Here is a 17,408-nt window from a genome sequence, read left to right as displayed (position 1 = left end):
CAATGGCAACATTGATTAAATATGATGCACAAGGCCTGCATGCAGAGAAACGGTCAACGCAATTCTAGCGCGTTTCACGCAGGGTGGATGTGCGTTCAATCCTATCGACCCAGACATCAATAGGCCCCAAAGAGCAGCCCATTTCCATCATGTCGATCAACGCCTCCGGCCCATCAATCTCCAGTTCGATCCGCATGGGATCGGCATGGGATATCGTATGCGAGAGCCCGAGCTTGGCCGCATGGCGCCCAATCCAGGGAAGGAAGGACGAAGCTTCGAGATCACCCAGGATGATCATTTTCTCCCGCAGATGGCTCTCTTCTTGTTCGATCATGAACACACTCTCCTTGCCTCGCAGCGCGCAGCATAGCGCCTGAGCGACAATTCGTAAGACCCCTTGATCAAGGGTGACCATCACCACCACCCGAAAGAGCCATCGTCTTTTTGCATGGCTGCACTGCAGGAAAGCATCTTTAATAAGCAGGGAAATCCATTATCTTCATAGTCATCGAAGCGATGCACCTCCTCCCGCAGAGCTTCGTGTACCAGGCGCCCCGCTCCTCCTCCCAAGGGGCCGCCTGCGAGAACAGCGACACTCCTCCTCCCGGTCGCTGTTCGGTTGTTTAGAAAAAGCCTGCCGCACCTCCTCCCGCGGCAGGCTTTTTCGTTTGGCGCAAGACCGCTAAATCATCCGAGATTAGCGCACGCCACCCGCAAGAGTTCAGTTCCCCGCATCGATCCGCGAAAAGGCGGCCAGCACCGTTCGTTCCGATTGGGCGAGATAGGCTTCCAGTAGTGTGGCCGCTTCTGACGTCATGCCCGCTTCGAGCTTTTCGAGGATCGCTGCATTCAGATCGACATAGGGCGCATGCAGAAGCTCCGGGTCGGCAAGCATGCCGAAGCTCAGGCGCAATTCTGCAGCGATCTGCGCATAGAAGGCATTCAGCCGGCGGCTGTCGGCAAGATCGACGATCGCGGCGTGGAAGACCATGTTCTTGCTGCCCACTGTACTCCAGTCCTTCGCATCGCGCGCAATGCGGGCGGCGTCGACAGCATCCCGCATGCGGGCAACGGCCGGGTGATTGGGATAGGCCTTTTCCATTGCCTGGCATTCGATCATGCGCCGCACGCGGTAGATGTCGATGATCGAGGCCATGCTGGGCGTCGAGACAAACACGCCGCGATTGGGCTCGTGGCGCAACAAGCCTTCCTTGGTGAGCAACCGAAAGGCCTCGCGCAACGAATTGCGCGATACATCGAGATCGACGCTAAGCGCCGCTTCGGACAGGCGCTGACCGGGCTTCAATTCACCCGCAATCAGCTTGTCCCTGATCTCTTCCGCCAGCCGAGGCGCAAGCGCCGATGTCGTGTCCTGCTCAGCCATAGATGTTCCCTGGGCACGCCGACGAAGATGCGCCTGCCCTCGCGGCATCGTTAGCGTGGTTCGCAGGCAAACGAAACCGGCCGGGGACGGTGAAAACAAGTTATTCGACAGTGACGTTTGCAGGTTGGGAGAGCGACGGCGACAGGAGCGAGCGTCTTGCTGCTCTTTTGCGACCGCAAGATTAGGGCAGAAGATCCATACTGCGGCTGAAATCCGCTCAAAGCGTGGGTGTTTCGTGCCTAAAACAGAAACAAATCGCTCAACATTTGTACAATTTGAAAGAACGAAAGAATAAAATCGTTGAACAATATTGACAGAATTGTGAAACAGTAGGACGCTGCCTTTATCGACGGTCAGTTCGCACGACGTTGCGAATGGCAAAGCGATCAAAAGAGAGGGTAACATGGAACAGAATTCGAACTCCCAAGGCAGCACTCCCCTGGCGGCATGTCCGTCAAGTCACGCCGCGCCGCGCTGACAGCCGCCATTTTCCTGATGGCGACTTCGGCCATCGGCCCGGGCTTCATCACCCAGACGGCGACCTTCACCACCAAGCTCGGTGCCGCCTTTGCCTTTGCGATCCTTGCCTCGATCCTGATCGACTTTGTCGTTCAGTTGAACATCTGGCGGATCGTCACGCTGACGAAGATGCGCGCATCTGATATCGCCAACGCTGCCATTCCTGGCACCGGCTATGTTCTGGCCATTCTCGTCATCGTCGGCGGCCTGTTCTTCAATGTCGGCAATATCGGCGGCTCGGGCCTCGGTCTGAACGCCATGCTCGGTGTCGACCCGAAATGGGGCGGCGCAATCAGCGCGCTGATCGCCATCGCAATCTTCATGTCGAAGCGCGCCGGAGTCGCCATTGACCGGCTCATCGTCATCGCCGGTGTACTGATGATTGTCCTGACGCTTTATGTCGCGATCGTTTCGGCTCCTCCGGTCGGCGATGCGCTCTTCCAGACCTTCCTGCCAAGCACGATAGACTTTGCCACCATTACCACCATCGTCGGCGGCACGGTCGGCGGCTACATCACCTATTCCGGTGCGCACCGCCTGCTCGACAAGGGCACCGTCGGCATCGAGAACCTCGGCGCCGTCAACCGTGCGGCCCTGACCGGGATCGCGGTCACCGGCCTGATGCGCTACGTGCTTTTCCTTGCCATCCTCGGTGTGGTCGCCAGCGGCGTCGTCATCGACGTCTCCGGTAAGGGCGCAAACCCGGCGGCCCAGGCCTTCCAGGCCGCAGCCGGTGATGTCGGCTTCCGCATCTTTGGCGCGGTTCTCTGGTTTGCCGCGATCACCTCCGTGATTGGCGCTGCCTATACCTCGGTGTCCTTCATCACCGTGTTCAAGAAGGATATTACCGAACGTGCCCGCAACATAGCGACCGTGATCTTCATCGCCGTTTCGCTGTTCTTCTACGTGATCATCACCACGCCTCCGGCCCAGATGCTCGTCTTCGTCGGCGGCCTCAACGGCCTGATCCTGCCGATCGGCCTGTCGATCTTCATCTATGCGGCCTGGGCACGCTCGGACCTGATGGGCGGCTATCGTTATCCGCGCTGGCTGCTGGTGCTTGGGGTGATCACCTGCGCACTCACCTGGTACATGGGCTATAAGTCGATCGGCCCGATCTTCGCCCTGCTTTCGGCTGCCTAAGGAGAAACGACATGACCGCCATCGATCTGAACAGCGATCTCGGGGAAAGCTATGGTGCCTGGCCCATGGGCGACGACGCGGCGATGCTTGCCGTCGTCTCCAGCGCCAATGTCGCCTGCGGCTTCCATGCCGGCGACCCTGTCGGCATCCTGAAAACCGTCAGGGCTGCTGCCGAGAAAGACGTTTCGATCGGGGCGCACGTGTCTTACCCGGATCGCGTCGGCTTCGGCCGGCGCGACATGGACGTCACATCAGCGGAACTGATCGCCGACGTCATCTACCAGATCGGCGCGCTGAAAGGCGTTGCGGCCGCAGCCGGCGTCACCGTCGGCTATGTCAAGCCGCACGGCGCCCTCTACAACCGCATCGCCCACGATCCGAAGCAGGGCCAAGCCGTCATCGACGGCATCAAAGCGATCGATCCGTCGCTGGTGCTCATGGGTCTCGCTGGCGCGCCGATCCTGGATCTCGCGCGCAAGTCTGGATTGAACGTCGTCGCCGAAGCCTTTGCCGACCGAGCCTACATGCCGGATGGCCAGCTTGTCTCGCGGCGGGAACCCGGTGCCGTTCTGCACGATACGCAGCTGATCGCCAAACGCATGCTGCAGCTTGCCCGCGAGGGCACGCTACAAGCCATAGACGGCTCGACCATCCGGATTGATGCGCATTCGATCTGCGTCCATGGCGACAGTCCCGGCGCTGTTGCCATAGCCCAGGAGATCAGAAGGGCCTTCGAAGCTGACGGTATTACCGTCCGCTCTTTCCTGTCCCGGTAAATGCAAGATCAAGGAGGACGCCATGATCGCCATAGACCATCTTCGCCTCGTCGATATCGAGCCTGCACGCACGGCGCGCGAGCGCTACCGTGCCAGCATCGTCGAGCCGACATCAGGGATTGCGCCGGGCTTCACACAGGCCAACATGATCGTGCTGCCACGCGACTGGGCCTTCGATTTCCTGCTTTATGCGCAGCGCAATCCGAAAGCCTGCCCGGTTCTCGACGTCTCCGATCCGGGCTCGCATTCGACCGTGCTGGCGCCCGGAGCTGACCTGCGCACGGATCTGCCGCTTTACCGCATCTGGCGGGATGGCAAGCTTGTCGAGGAAACGCCGGATGCCAGCGCCGCCTGGGCCGAGCATCCCGACCTCGTCAGCTTCCTGATCGGCTGCAGCTTCACCTTCGAGACCCCGATGATCGAGGCCGGCATCGAAGTCCGCCACATCACCGACAAGTCCAACGTGCCGATGTATCTGACCAACCAGCCCTGCCGCCCGGCGGGCCGGCTGCATGGCAACATGGTGGTCTCCATGCGGCCGATCAAAGCATCCCGCGTTGCGGATGCCGCAACCATCTCAGGCCGGTTCCCTGCCGTTCATGGTGCGCCTGTGCATGTGGGATCACCGGAGGAGATTGGTATCACGGATCTTGCCAAGCCGGAGTTCGGCGATCCCGTGCGCATCGAACCGGGGAAGTTCCTGTCTTCTGGGCCTGTGGCGTTACCCCGCAGGCGGCCGTCATGGCATCGGGTGTGCCCTTTGCCATCACCCATGCACCGGGGCACATGTTCGTCACCGATATTCCCGATTCCGCCTATCACGCCTGAGGTTCCCATGCGTTTCCTCCCCATCAGCCTCACTGTTCTTCTGGTCGAACTCGCCGATCTCGACGAGACGCTGGCGCTCTTTGCCTCGCTCGAAGCCGACCCGGTGGAGGGCATCGTGGACATGGTCCCCGCCGCCCGGACGCTGATGATCCGCTTCCAGGCCGAGAAATGGACGCCGGAAAGGCTTGCAGGCGAAATCTCTACCCGCGATCTGACGGCCCGCATCGCGCCCTCCGACCAGATCGTCGAGATCCCCGTACAGTACAACGGCGAGGATCTTGCCGACGTTGCAGAACTCACCGGCCTTTCGGTCGAAGACGTTATCCGCCGCCACACCGGAAGCACCTTCACGGTTGCCTTTTGCGGCTTTGCGCCCGGCTTCGGCTATCTCGTCGGTGGCGACCCGGCCCTCCAGGTGCCCCGCCGCCAGAGCCCGCGTACAAAAATCCCCGCCGGCTCTGTTGCCCTTGCCGGTGCTTTCTCAGGCGTCTATCCGCAAAACAGCCCCGGCGGCTGGCAGATCATCGGCACGACGCCGGAGAAGATGTGGGATCTCTCGCGTGATCCGCCGGCGCTCTTCCAGCCCGGCTATCAGGTGCGGTTCTATGATCTTGCCAAACGCTCGGTCACAGCATTACCAGCGACGGCAAAAGCGCCGGTGATCGCATCGAGCGTCGTTGATGCCGATGCCCTGACGCTGAAAATCCTCGCAGCCCCCGTACCGGCCTTGTTCCAGGACCTCGGCCGCTTCGGCCAGACCGGCCAGGGCGTCTCCTCCTCAGGCGCGCTCGATCAGGGCGCGTACAAAGCCGCCAATCGTATCGTCGGCAACCCGATCGGCAGGCCCTGCCTCGAAATCATCCTCGGCGGTTTCTCGTTTGAAGCCTCCGGACGCACGGTCATTGCGCTCACCGGAGCCCCCTGCCCCATTTCAATCCGCGATACGTCAGGCCGGACGACCAACGGCGAAACCTACAGGCCGATCTCGCTTGAACCCGGCGATGTGGTGACGCTTTCGCAGGCACCGCGCGGCATGCGCAGCTATCTCGCCGTTCGCGGCGGTTTCCATGTGAAGCCCGTGCTCGGCAGCGCCTCGACGGATACCCTCGCAGTTGTCGGGCCGGACCCGGTTGTGACGGGTGCCGTCCTGACCGTTCAGAAAGACCGGACGGGACTATCATCAGTTTCGCTGACCGAAGAGCCCGCTTTCGAACATCCTGCGGCCGGAGAGATCGTTACGCTCGACGTGGTCATGGGACCGCGCAGCGACTGGTTCAGCGAAACCGGCATCGCCACGCTGTCATCACAGGTCTGGCAGGTCACACCGCAGTCGAACCGCGTCGGCATCCGCCTTTCCGGCGAGGTCGCGCTGGAGCGCAGGGACAAGGCGGAATTGCCGAGCGAGGGCACCGCGACCGGCGCCATCCAGGTGCCCCATAGCGGCCAGCCAGTTCTCTTCCTCGCCGACCATCCGCTGACTGGCGGCTATCCCGTCATCGGCACTGTCGCCGAATATCATCTCGATCTCGCCGGGCAGATCCCGGTCAATGCCCAGATACAGTTCAGGCCCGTGACGACCTTTGCCGATATCCAGCCCGCGAAGGCTTGAGACCGCGGCCCCGGAAAAGACCAGTTGAGGAGACATCCATGAAAAAAGTGCTGATCGCCAACCGCGGCGAAATCGCCGTCCGCATCATCCGCGCCTGTCGCGACCATGGCCTGCAATCGGTCGCGGTTTATGCCGATCCGGATATGGATGCGGTCTTCGTCAAGCTCGCCGACGAAGCTTATGGGCTGGATGGCAGCCGTCCGGCGGAAACCTATCTCGACATCGACAAGCTGATTGCCGTCGCCAAACGCTCCGGCGCGGACGCTGTCCATCCCGGCTATGGCTTCCTCTCCGAACGGGCGGAATTCGCCCGTGCCGTGCAGGACGCCGGGCTCATCTGGATCGGCCCCGATCCGCATGTCATCGAAGCACTCGGCGACAAGGTAGAGGCCAGGCGGATTGCCAAAAGCGTCGGTGCGCCGCTGGTTGCCGGCAGCGACGGTCCGGTCGAGACAGCGGAAGAAGTCATCGCTTTCGCCGAAAAACATGGCCTGCCCGTTGCCATCAAGGCCGCTCATGGCGGCGGGGGCCGCGGCCTCAAGGTCGCCTGGAAAATGGAGGAAATCGCCGAACTTTACGAATCCGCCGTGCGCGAGGCCAAGGCTGCCTTCGGCCGCGGTGAATGTTTCCTTGAGCGCTTCCTCGATCGCCCGCGCCACATCGAGGCGCAGGTGATTGCCGACAAACACGGCAATGTGCTCGTCGTAGGCACCCGCGACTGCTCGCTGCAGCGGCGCAATCAGAAACTTGTCGAGGAGGCCCCAGCCCCTTCCTTACCGACGCTCAACGCCATGAAATCCACGATGCCGCCAAGCGAGATCTGTGCCGCGGCGGGCTATTCCGGCGCCGGCACGGTCGAATTCCTGCTTGGCGTCGATGGCACGATCTCCTTCCTTGAGGTCAACACGCGCCTGCAGGTCGAACATCCCGTGACCGAAGAGACAACCGGCATCGATCTCGTCATCGAGCAGTTCCGCATTGCCGATGGCCTGCCGCTGCGCATCACAGAGACACCCCCGCCACGCGGGCATTCGATCGAGTTCCGTATCAATGCCGAAGACCCCGGCCGCGGCTTCCTGCCGACGCCGGGCACGATCACGCGCTTCGATGCACCGTCCGGCCCCGGTATCCGACTCGACAGCGGCGTCGTTTCCGGCTCGACCGTGCCGGGCACTTTCGATTCCCTGATGGCGAAGCTGATCGTCACCGGCGCCACCCGCGAACAGGCCTTGAGCCGCGCCCGCCGCGCTCTGCGCGAATTCAAGATCGAGGGCATAGCGACTGTCCTTCCCTTCCATCGTGCTGCGATGGAAAGCCGCGACTTCACCGGCGAGGACGGTTTCAAGGTGCATACGCGCTGGATCGAGACCGATTTCGCCGACCGGCTTGAGGCAGAGGCCCGCCCGGAGCCTGTGTCCGACACGTCCCTGATCCGCACCCATGTCGAGATCGACGGCAAGCGCCATGCGCTCGGCATTCCTGCAGCCCTGCTCGCCGGTCTGGGCGGTCTCTCGTCCAGCACAACTCCTCCGGCGTCGGCAACAAAGACCGATGATTCAGCCAGCATCACGGCACCCATCTCCGGCACACTGCAGGCCTTCAAGGTCGAGAACGGGGCAGATGTCGCCGCCGGTGACCTGATTGCCGTCATGGAGGCAATGAAGATGGAAACCCAGGTCATCGCGGCGCGCGCCGGCAAGATCCGCTTCAAGGCGGACGCCGGCAGCTACCTGGAGGCCGGGGCAGAGATTGCCCGCTTCGAGCCAGAGGCTGGCGCAGGCGGTGCTGTTTAACGAACCAGAAAAAACAGGCAGAGTCACGATAATCGGAATGCAATCGCCCCCGTCAAGCATGGGCCATCCTTGCCGCCTGCTGAAATGGAACTAACTGTCTCCGAATTGGAGGCGGCTGTTTATGCTCGGGGTTCTTCAAAACAGATCTTGTTGTGCAGAATCCTCGATGGTGCTCCCGCACCGGACAGTAGATTCGGCGCCACCTTACAGCCGGCCGCGTTGGAAACTGGAGGATGGTTTTCTGCGCTCCGTTGGCTTGGGCAAAGCCGGCTCCATCCCCTTGCCGATCATCGCCGAGGACAGGCGGACGAGTTACCTGCTGCTGGTTTCATAGACGTCGCGTTAAGATGTTCCTGTTGAGACGTGAAACTCAACTACGATAAATCAAGTTCCGGTCATCAGCTGCGACGTATAAGACAGCATTCCTCGCGTTCATGACCGAGCCCTTTATATTTGTGCAACGCAGCAACCTTATGGCAGGCCGCGCATTGGGTCTCGAGCACTTTCCGCTCGCATCTGGCTAGGAGGCATCATGCGATCCATTTCCGACACGATCCAACGGCTGAGCAAACTGCACACAGTCAAAGGACTATCATTTTCCGGGGAAGACAGGCTGGTTAACCTGACTTCGTTCGGGTCCAATCCCGGTGATCTTGAGGCGAAACTACACCTACCAGAGGGACTTGCGCCTCGATCGTCCCTGGTCGTGGTCCTGCATGGATGCACACAGACAGCTGCAGGCTATGCGTTCGGCTCCGGTTGGGGGCGCCTTGCGGATGACTATGGTTTTGCCGTGCTGTTTCCACAGCAGACGCGGAGCAACAATGCAAATACTTGCTTCAATTGGTTCCAACCCGGCGACATCAAGCGAGATCACGGAGAAGCCCTCTCCATTCTACAGGCGATTCAGACGGTTATGTCACGCCACGACATCGACCCCGCCCGCGTCTTTATCACCGGGCTCTCTGCGGGTGGAGCGATGAGCAATGTCATGCTTGCAGCTTATCCGGAAGTGTTTGCAGGGGGCGCCATTATTGCGGGGCTTCCCTACGGAACGGCAGGGACAATTCCCGAGGCATTTGATCGCATGCGCGGGCATGGCCTACCTGGAACGGATAGTCTCCAAGCTGCTCTTCGGTCTGCGTCCGCGCACCGTGGACCTTGGCCGACCATTTCCGTCTGGCAAGGCATGAAGGATCAAACTGTTGTACCAGCGAATGCACTGGCGATCACCGAGCAATGGCGCGGTGTACACGAGGTGCAAAACGCGCCTGAAACGACATGGATCGACGGCCATAAACGCAAGGTCTGGACCGATGTGCATGGCCGCGACGCCATCGAACTTGTAGAAATCGCAGGCATGGGTCACGGCACGCCGATCGACGTCGCGTCCGGCTATGGCAGCGCGGGCCCCTATATGCTGGATGTCCGCCTTTCCTCCACCCAACATATTGCCCGCTCCTGGGGCCTCATCGCCTCTTTCGAAAAACGCGTTGATCCGAATCTCGGCGCTCAGAACCAGTCGTCCGCAAGTGTTCAGCCTGCGTCCGCGACGCAGAACTATGGAAGCATCCAGCAGACAATCGACAACGCCTTGAGGGCGGCAGGCCTTAAGAAATGAGGTCAGAATTGGTGCGCAATCACCTGTCGCTCCGAAAGTGGGCGGTGCCGTTCACGGACCCCTTCAACCATCGACCGGATCGACCGCGCCGCAGATTTCCTGCGGGCCTTCACCCTATGGACAGCGTTGGCAATTCATTCGCTTCCCGTCACCTCGGCGGCAAGGCGACCAGCCCAGAGTGGCGATACCGATACGCCCGCACGACGCGGCGGTGGAACCACTCGCCCCACACCAAGCCGCGATGGTATCTTGACTTCCGGTACATACCAGAAAGAATGGTTTAAAAGTCTGGGAGGTATGCATGGCAGAGATCAAACTTGAGAATGTTTCCAAATACTTTGGCAGCGTCAAAGTCATCGAGGACATATCGCTGACCGTCAGGTCAGGGGAGTTCATGGTCTTTCTTGGTCCCTCGGGTTCTGGCAAATCGACCCTGTTACGGATGATTGCAGGGCTGGAGGCAATCACCAGCGGCGCACTGAGTATCGGGGGTGCGCAGTGAAACGCTTGCACCGGGCCAGCGCGGTGTGGCTATGGTCTTCCAGAACTACGCTCTTTATCCGCACATGACAGTCAAGGAGAACATGGCTTTCGGTTTGCGAAATGTCGGCATGCCGGAAAAGGACATCGACTTGCGCGTTGCCGAAGCGGCAAGGATGCTGGAGATGGACGAGCTTCTTGCACGACGCCCTGCCCAACTTTCGGGTGGGCAGCGGCAGCGCGTTGCGATCGGCCGGGCCATTGTCAAAGACCCCAAGGCGTTTCTTTTGATGAACCCCTTTCCAATCTTGATGCGGCGCTAAGGGTGCGCACCCGCGTCGAGCTGGCGCAGCTTCATCAGCGTATGAAGTCGACGATGATTTACGTCACCCACGACCAGACCGAGGCTATGACACTCGCCGACAGGATCGTCGTCCTCAACAACTGCCGGATAGAACAGATCGGCACGCCGATGGAGGTTTACCTCAAACCAGCTTCCCGTTTTGTCGCGGGCTTCGTCGGCAGTCCGGCGATGAATTTTCTGCCCGTGGAGCTTCTGCCCGGAGGACAGTTGCGGCTGGGAGACGGGGCCGAATTACAAGTCGCCCCGTCGCTGTCCGCCCCAGGTCGCTATGAGCTCGGGATCAGGCCGGAAGCCGTGCGGGTCTTGGAAGGTGAAGACGCCAGCGCGCAGGGCAGTCCGGCCAAGGTCGGGGTGGTCGAGCGGCTCGGTGATCGTACGCTGCTCTACTGCACCTTGAACGATGGCACTGAGGTGATCGCCCAGGATGGCGGACGCTGCGCAGTCCAGCCTGGCGAAACCGTGTTCATTGCTTTCGACACAAGTGCCGTCCATCTTTTCGATCGGGACGGGAAGGCCCATCACATGCAGTGAAGGGCTAAAGCCAAGGAGGGATCTGCCGCAATCCCCTCCTCTACCTCATCCCTTGATACCGGCAGACAATGTAATGGCTTCGGTTACGCGTCGTTGGAACACGAGATAGGCGATGGCGACCGGCAAGCCGGCGAGCACGGCTGCGGAAAGCTGACGGGCATAGTAGACCCCGAAGGCGTCGTTGACCTGCGTAATGCCAACAGTGATCGTCATCATGTCGGTCTGCGTCACAGCCAAGAACGGCCAGAGGAAGGCATTCCAGGACCAAATAAAGGTGACGATCGCGAGCGCCGTGGTCACTCCCCAGTTCATCGGCATGTAAACCCGCGTGAGAATGCGCCATTCCGAGGCATTGTCCATTACGGCAGCTTCGCGAAAGTCTTTCGGAACCCCGTCGAAGAATTGCTTGTAGACGATAATGATGACCGGATGGATCAGTTGCGGCAGCACTATACCAGCCCAGGTGTTGAGTAACCCGAGACTAGCGACGAGTTCGAAATGGTTGACGATCATGGTTTGCATCGGGACCATGAAGCTCGCCAGGATCAGCCACCAGAGCGGTCGCCGGAATCGGAATTCGAGTTGCGAGATCGCGTAGCCGCACAGCAGCGAAGAGGAGACGGTGAGTACAGTAATCGCCAGTGCGGTTGCGATCGAGTTTAGATACCATGTACCGATCTGCGTCTGCGTCAGGGCGAAGACATAGTGAGAGATCGTGAATGTATCCGGCCACAACTCGATATAAGGACGGACCACTTCGTCTTCCGGCTTCAACGAAGAGACCACGCCCCAGTAAAGGGGAAATGCCCAGAGCACTGCAAACAGGACCGTGGTGAGCGTGATGGCAAGGCCGGCCATATTGAGCCGCTGGGCCGTGGCTGGAGTCATCGCGCACCTCCTTTTGAAAGCCGTGTGAGCTGAAAGTTGATCACCGAAACGACAATGACGATCAGAAATAGCACGACTGCCGCCGCCGCCGCGCGGCCGCCCTGGTCGGATTGAAATGCACGCTGGAAGACGTAGTAAACGAGAACAAGGTTATCGTTGGGTCGTCCACCTGTTGAAAAAGGTAGACCTGATCGAAGATTTTCAGTTGCAGGATCAACTGGATAGTCAATACGAGAGCCGTGACCGGCCACATCAATGGCCAAGTGATCCGGCGGAAAGTGGCCCAGCGCCGCGCATTGTCGAGCGCAGCTGCCTCATAGATTTCGGCCGGAATCGCTCGCAGGCCCGCAAGAAAGAGAAGGATGGAGAAGCCTGCGGTCCACCAGATCGTGATGAAGGCGACGGCGGGCATGAACCAGGTCGTTGACTTGAACACCGGCACCCGGTTCATACCCAGCATGTCAAAGATATGCATCGCGATTCCGAACTGAAAATTGAGCGTCCAGTCCCAGACCAGGTAAACGACCGACACGGGCAGGATGTAGGGCAGGAAGAACAGCGCCAGCACGAACGTCTGCAGTCGGCCGGCAAGGCGGTTAATACCGAGCGCAATGGCGAAAGCCGCGAACGTACCTGGCACGACTGTCAGGATGACAAAATAGGCGGTGTTCCACAGTGCGACATTGAAGCGTCGTTCGCCCCACAGACGCGTATAGTTTTCAAAGCCGACATAGGCGCCGCTGCCGATCAGCGGCGCATCGGTAAAGCTAATCATGAAGAGCTTGATCGTCGGATAGATGAAAACGAGACCGTAGATCGCCAAGAAGGGCGCCACCAGCGCAGCGGCGATCCAGGTCTCACTTCGTTTGTTCCTGAGCATGGCGTCGCAATCTCCCGTCATTCCGATAACGCGGCCCGATGGCGCGGCACGCATGGCCGCAGCACTTTGCTGCGGCCATGCGTGGGAGGATTACAGATCGTTCAGTTCCGCCTTGATCTCCTCGACGGCTTTGGCCGGCTCCATCTCGTTGTTGAGTGTTGGAACGAAGTAGGTAGACATGACGTCGAAGATCGGCCCGGCAACGCCGGCAAGTGGCGTCTTGGGATCGAAGATCATATTGGCCGTCAGCGGGGAATATGTCGCATTCGGCTCCATTGCCTTATATTCCGCCGAAGCCGTCACCGGACCATAGGCAGGAATGTGACCGGCACTGGCCCAATGGAGCGAGTTCTTGGAAAGCCAAGAAATGACTTCAAGCACAGCCGCCCTTTTCTCGGCGGTCATCTCCTTGCCCTTGTTGGCAGGAATGGCAAAAGCATGGCTGTCCGCATAGGTCGAGGCATGGTTGAAGAGGACCGGCAGTTCGACGGCGCCCCACTCGAACAGTTTACCCTGCTTCTGAAGATCGACCATGGTCGGCACCTCCCAGACACCGTTGATCATCATGGCCGCTTCACCGGAGGTAAACAGCGCGACCGTCGCAGGGTAATCGGTATAGGTGGATTGCAATCCGTCCTTGGTCCATCCCTGGAGGAGAGCAAGCACGTTCTGCAGCTTTTCGCCGTTGTTACCGGCGAGGAACTCGCCGTCGGTCAGAAGCTCCCCATCCTGCTGGCCCATGAAGGAGTAGATGGTCCGGAACATGAAGTTGCCATCGGCCGTCACTGAGCCAAGCGGGTACTTCACGCCTGCGGCCTTCAGTCCCTTCAGTGTAGCCTCGAAGTTCTCACGACTGTCGAGTCCTTTCGGCTTGCCATCCTCTGTCAGCAGACCAGCTTTGGCGAGCGCATCCTTGTTATAGTAGAGGACAATCGGGTGGGTATCGAAGGGCACTGCATATTGCTTGTCATCCACGGACACAGCGCTCCAGGTGGCATCGGCATAATCATCCTTCGAAAGGCCCATCTTGGACCAATCATCGGCGGTAATTTCCTGAAGAATGCCCTGCTTGACCGCGAGTGGAATGCGGCTTGCGTGGTAGGTCATGATATCCGGCGCCTCGCCGACAGAAGCGGAGGTTTGCACCTTCGAGTAGAAGGGCGTGCCCCATTCCAGCGTCGTCGCGTCGATCTTGATCTTGCCTTCATGGGCAGCATTGAAATCGGTGATCATCTGCTTCATGCGGACACCATCACCGCCACTCAGGAAATCCCACCAGGCGACAGTTTCTTGCGCCTGGGCCGCCGACGCGAAAAGCCCTGTTGCCAGTAGCATGCACTTTGCAAAGTTCCGTAATCTCGACATCTTATTCTCCTCCCTTTTGTTCACGGCCTCCCGCCGCTCACATGTTTTCATTTTCAAATCAAAGTGTGATCCTGATCATTGAGTAGGAATATGGAGGTACGGTGACTTCAACGCCCTTTTCCGAGATCCTGGCGCCGTCAACCTTTGCGGGAGCGACAGTAGCCGGCGCTTCCTTGGTGTTGCGGGCTTCAAGATTGTCGTGTTTGATGAGCGTGTGCTCGACGCCACGTGCCTTGCCGAAACCTTCGACGGAGAGATTGATCGTCATGGGCTCCTCACCATGGCGGTTGATCGCAAAGAAGGTGAGGGTGCCGGCATCCCCGTCATGTACCCCTGCGATGTCTAGATACGAGACATCAGCGGCGATATCGGCATCGTAGTGGGCGCAATCGACATCAAGGCGCAGTGCAGTGCCGCGTCCATGGTTCGAAGCAAACTGAAAGGGGTAGTAGATTGTCTGGCGCCAGGCGGCACCACCCGGTTCCGTCATGATCGGTGCGATAACATTGACCAACTGGGCTATGCAGGCGATGCGCACGACATCCGCCCGGCGGATAAATGTATTGAGGATGCAGCCGACCTGAAGCACGTCTTCAAAATTATAGACGTCCTCCAGCAAAACCGGAGCATGCGGCCAATCCCACTCCTTCATGCGTTTCGCATCGCTGCGGCGCTCGTGGTACCATACGTTCCACTCATCAAAGGAAATACGAACGTCCTTCTTCGAGCGCTTCTTTGCCTTTACATAGCCGATGACGCCCCCGACCGTGCCGATATAGCGGTCGAGCTTTTCGGGCAACGCCAAAAATTCCGAGGTCTTCTTCTCGTAGTTTTCAAAATACATATGCAGCGAGATGTAGTCGACCTGATCGTAGGTTTCTTCCAGCACCGTCGCTTCCCATTGGGGATAGGTGGGCATTTCGGAATGTGACGAGCCACAGACCACAAGCTCGAGACTTTCGTCGAAAGCGCGCAGCGCCTTGGCGGTTTCGTTCGCCAGATGGCCATACTCGACCGCCGTTTTGTGACCGACCTGCCAGGGGCCGTCCATTTCATTGCCGAGGCACCAGAGCTTGACGTTCCAGGGATCTGCCTGACCGTTCTTGCGGCGAAGGTCGGACCAGTAGCTTCCACCTGGATGATTGACATATTCGACGAAATTCCGGGCATCATCCAAACCACGGGACCCGAGATTAACGGCAAGCATCATATCCGTGCCCGCAGCCTTCGCCCAATCCGCAAATTCGTGGATGCCGACCTGATTGGACTCGGCCGTTCGCCAGGCGAGATCAAGACGGGTGGGACGCTCGTTCTTTGGGCCGATGCCGTCTTCCCAGTTATAGGCAGAGACGAAATTGCCTCCGGGATAACGGCAGACCGGCGTGTCGAGCCCGCGAACCAGGTCCAGCACGTCGCGACGCATACCGTTTTCATCGGCAGTCGAATGGCCCGGTTCGTAAATGCCGGTGTAGACCGCTCTTCCAAGATGTTCGAGGAAGGATCCGTACAGCCGTTTGTCAATATCCGCGATTATATAGCGCGCGTGCGCTGTTACCCGAGCCTCCATGCTCCTCCCCATCGACTATTTATATCGTATTATCCGGTTTGTATCCGTCTATACGGTATAATAAGCTCCGAGGAGTCGCGTTCGTCAAGAGGGTATCGCAGGCTCGTCACACCAGAATGCGCAGGACGATATCCTGGTCGTAATTCCCGAAGCCGCGACCAAAGATGTTGATGCCACCCGGATGCTCGGCATTCTCCTTCACGCCGATCCGCATTCGGATCGACCGATGCTTGTCGATCGCGAGGTCGTCCAGAGTGATATTGGAGATCTTGACGCCGTCGATGTAGCTGCCCTCGTGGTTGATGCGCCAGTTCTTCAGCTTGCCGTATTGCGATCCTGCGAGTTTCCACCAGGCGGGCGTATAGGCGCCGCGCTTGTCACCGAAGTCCCCTGGAGAGGTCCAACGGCCTATTTCCACCCCGTTGACCTCCATGAAGATGTCAGAAGGCCAGTCTGCGGCGGTGCCGGGCACTTCTGAACTAAGTTCCATGGAGAATTCGAGAGCCTTGGGCTTCGCTTTCCTGAGAAGTGTATTGTTTGGGAACTGGTATTCGACGAAGCCGCATGTAAACCACAACAGGCCTGCCTTCATTCGGTCGGGATCCAAAAAGGTATCCGGCACGTCGAGCAGGCCGATGACGCCTTCGCGGGAACAGAGGCCGCACGGCCCCATAATATCGAACTGGCCGTAAAGCCCCAGTGGCATCGAGACCTCGATAGAATCGTCCCTGGCTGCCGCAACGTCCTCGCGAAATGCGACGAGAATTTCCTTGAACGCGGACTGGCAAACCTTCTGGCTACCCTTTTTTGCCTTCTCGCCATGGGAGGTAATAAGACCGACATCCTCCAGGATCTGAAGGTTCGCCGACACAGTGGACTGCGGCAGGTTCAGTTCATGGGCGATCGTATTGACGTTCTTGGCACCTGAGCGAAGAATCTTCAAAATAGAGACTCGAACCTCGCTGGCCAGTCCCTTGATGATGTCCTGCCGCTCCAAGGGATCAATTACGAGAACTTTTCCAGTCATCTTCCAACCATACCAATAATTGCTCATAAGTATCAGCAATTCGGGCAAAGAAGCAATCGCAGGCTTGGCCACAAAATCGGGCACAGACAATGATGTCTGTCGGTAGAAAGTGGGAATTATACGAAAATTGTGCGATAAGCAGAGCGCTTTCCGCCAGGGTCTTCAGGCTGAGGCGACCATATCCCTCATCGTGCGAATAACGCGCGCGGCATCATAGGGCTTAGCGAAGAACCGCCCCGTGATGGGCAACGTATCGTCGCTCATCTGCCGGTGGCCGGACGTTACGATGATGCTGATGGGCGGCCACCTGTCGCGAACGGCCGTTGCAAGCTTCAACCCGTCGATACTGCCGGGCATATCGATATCCGTGAACATCAGATTGATTTCGGAATGCTTGCTCAGGATGTCAATCGCCTCTTCAGCGTCCGAGGCTTCAAACACGGTGAAACCTTCGTCTTCAAGCGTCTGAGCGATGTCTATGCGAATAAGCACCTCATCTTCGACCACCAGAACCGTTATGCCGTTGCAGCCCATTACCGTCGCTCCATCGTAACGCTCATAGTGCCTCTTGACATGCAATCGATCGTTAACGCGCTGCATGCGGAATTGATCCAAAAGAAATTTTGTTTGTTT

General features: G+C 59.0%; 12 protein-coding genes and 3 pseudogenes. 7 read left to right on the top strand and 8 right to left on the bottom strand.

Features of this window, described 5'->3' with window-relative positions:
• Positions 1 to 64 precede the first annotated feature (64 nt).
• Positions 65 to 334 (bottom strand): acylphosphatase, encoded by a 270-nt coding sequence (locus tag P6U16_RS14565; protein WP_277701157.1) that lies wholly within the window; start codon positions 332 to 334, stop codon positions 65 to 67.
• A 387-nt stretch (positions 335 to 721) separates the two neighbouring features.
• Entirely contained in the window at positions 722 to 1,384 is a 663-nt protein-coding gene (locus P6U16_RS14560; RefSeq protein WP_277701156.1) for a GntR family transcriptional regulator, read from the bottom strand.
• A 447-nt stretch (positions 1,385 to 1,831) separates the two neighbouring features.
• Here P6U16_RS14560 and P6U16_RS14555 point away from each other — a divergent pair, with 447 nt between their 5' ends.
• The 7 genes and pseudogenes from P6U16_RS14555 (at position 1,832) to ugpC (ending at position 11,048) form a co-directional block, all read left to right on the top strand.
• Complete coding sequence (locus tag P6U16_RS14555; RefSeq protein WP_277701155.1) at positions 1,832 to 3,046, top strand: NRAMP family divalent metal transporter; 1,215 nt, start codon at positions 1,832 to 1,834, stop codon at positions 3,044 to 3,046.
• Positions 3,047 to 3,057: 11 nt separating this feature from the next.
• The gene (locus P6U16_RS14550) at positions 3,058 to 3,822 is read left to right on the top strand and encodes a 5-oxoprolinase subunit PxpA (protein ID WP_277701154.1); all 765 of its coding nucleotides are present in this window, start codon (positions 3,058 to 3,060) and stop codon (positions 3,820 to 3,822) included.
• Between the two features lie 22 nt (positions 3,823 to 3,844).
• Positions 3,845 to 4,650: pseudogene (locus tag P6U16_RS14545) on the top strand (putative hydro-lyase).
• 7 nt (positions 4,651 to 4,657) lie between these two features.
• Positions 4,658 to 6,259: a 5-oxoprolinase/urea amidolyase family protein gene (locus P6U16_RS14540; RefSeq protein ID WP_277701153.1), complete on the top strand. Its 1,602-nt coding sequence runs from the start codon at positions 4,658 to 4,660 to the stop codon at positions 6,257 to 6,259.
• 38 nt (positions 6,260 to 6,297) lie between these two features.
• Positions 6,298 to 8,052, top strand: coding sequence for a biotin carboxylase N-terminal domain-containing protein (locus P6U16_RS14535; RefSeq protein WP_277701152.1), 1,755 nt, complete (start codon positions 6,298 to 6,300; stop codon positions 8,050 to 8,052).
• 532 nt (positions 8,053 to 8,584) lie between these two features.
• Entirely contained in the window at positions 8,585 to 9,673 is a 1,089-nt protein-coding gene (locus P6U16_RS14530) for a PHB depolymerase family esterase (protein ID WP_277701151.1), read from the top strand.
• 301 nt (positions 9,674 to 9,974) lie between these two features.
• A pseudogene (gene ugpC / locus P6U16_RS14525) lies at positions 9,975 to 11,048 on the top strand (sn-glycerol-3-phosphate ABC transporter ATP-binding protein UgpC).
• 45 nt (positions 11,049 to 11,093) lie between these two features.
• On the opposite strand, the gene P6U16_RS14520 reads toward ugpC, so the two are convergent.
• The 6 genes and pseudogenes from P6U16_RS14520 to P6U16_RS14495 form a co-directional block, all read right to left on the bottom strand.
• Entirely contained in the window at positions 11,094 to 11,936 is an 843-nt protein-coding gene (locus P6U16_RS14520; protein WP_277701150.1) for a carbohydrate ABC transporter permease, read from the bottom strand.
• A pseudogene (locus tag P6U16_RS14515) lies at positions 11,933 to 12,816 on the bottom strand (sugar ABC transporter permease). Before P6U16_RS14515 ends, P6U16_RS14520 begins: the two are co-directional and overlap by 4 nt.
• A 90-nt stretch (positions 12,817 to 12,906) precedes the next feature.
• Positions 12,907 to 14,181 (bottom strand): extracellular solute-binding protein, encoded by a 1,275-nt coding sequence (locus P6U16_RS14510; RefSeq protein ID WP_277701149.1) that lies wholly within the window; start codon positions 14,179 to 14,181, stop codon positions 12,907 to 12,909.
• Between the two features lie 58 nt (positions 14,182 to 14,239).
• Positions 14,240 to 15,748: an alpha-N-arabinofuranosidase gene (locus P6U16_RS14505; RefSeq protein WP_277701148.1), complete on the bottom strand. Its 1,509-nt coding sequence runs from the start codon at positions 15,746 to 15,748 to the stop codon at positions 14,240 to 14,242.
• Positions 15,749 to 15,854: 106 nt separating this feature from the next.
• Positions 15,855 to 16,775 carry an ArsR family transcriptional regulator gene (locus P6U16_RS14500; RefSeq protein ID WP_277701147.1) on the bottom strand — a complete coding sequence of 307 codons (921 nt, stop codon included), beginning with the start codon at positions 16,773 to 16,775 and terminating at the stop codon, positions 15,855 to 15,857.
• A 162-nt stretch (positions 16,776 to 16,937) separates the two neighbouring features.
• Positions 16,938 to 17,375: a response regulator gene (locus P6U16_RS14495; protein ID WP_349017652.1), complete on the bottom strand. Its 438-nt coding sequence runs from the start codon at positions 17,373 to 17,375 to the stop codon at positions 16,938 to 16,940.
• Between the last annotated feature and the right edge of the window lie 33 nt (positions 17,376 to 17,408).

Origin of the sequence: Rhizobium sp. 32-5/1, from assembly GCF_029537235.1 — a bacterium.
Lineage (GTDB): Bacteria > Pseudomonadota > Alphaproteobacteria > Rhizobiales > Rhizobiaceae > Pararhizobium.
Note: the sequence above shows the minus strand (reverse complement) of the source record. Positions and strands in the feature narration are given on the sequence as shown.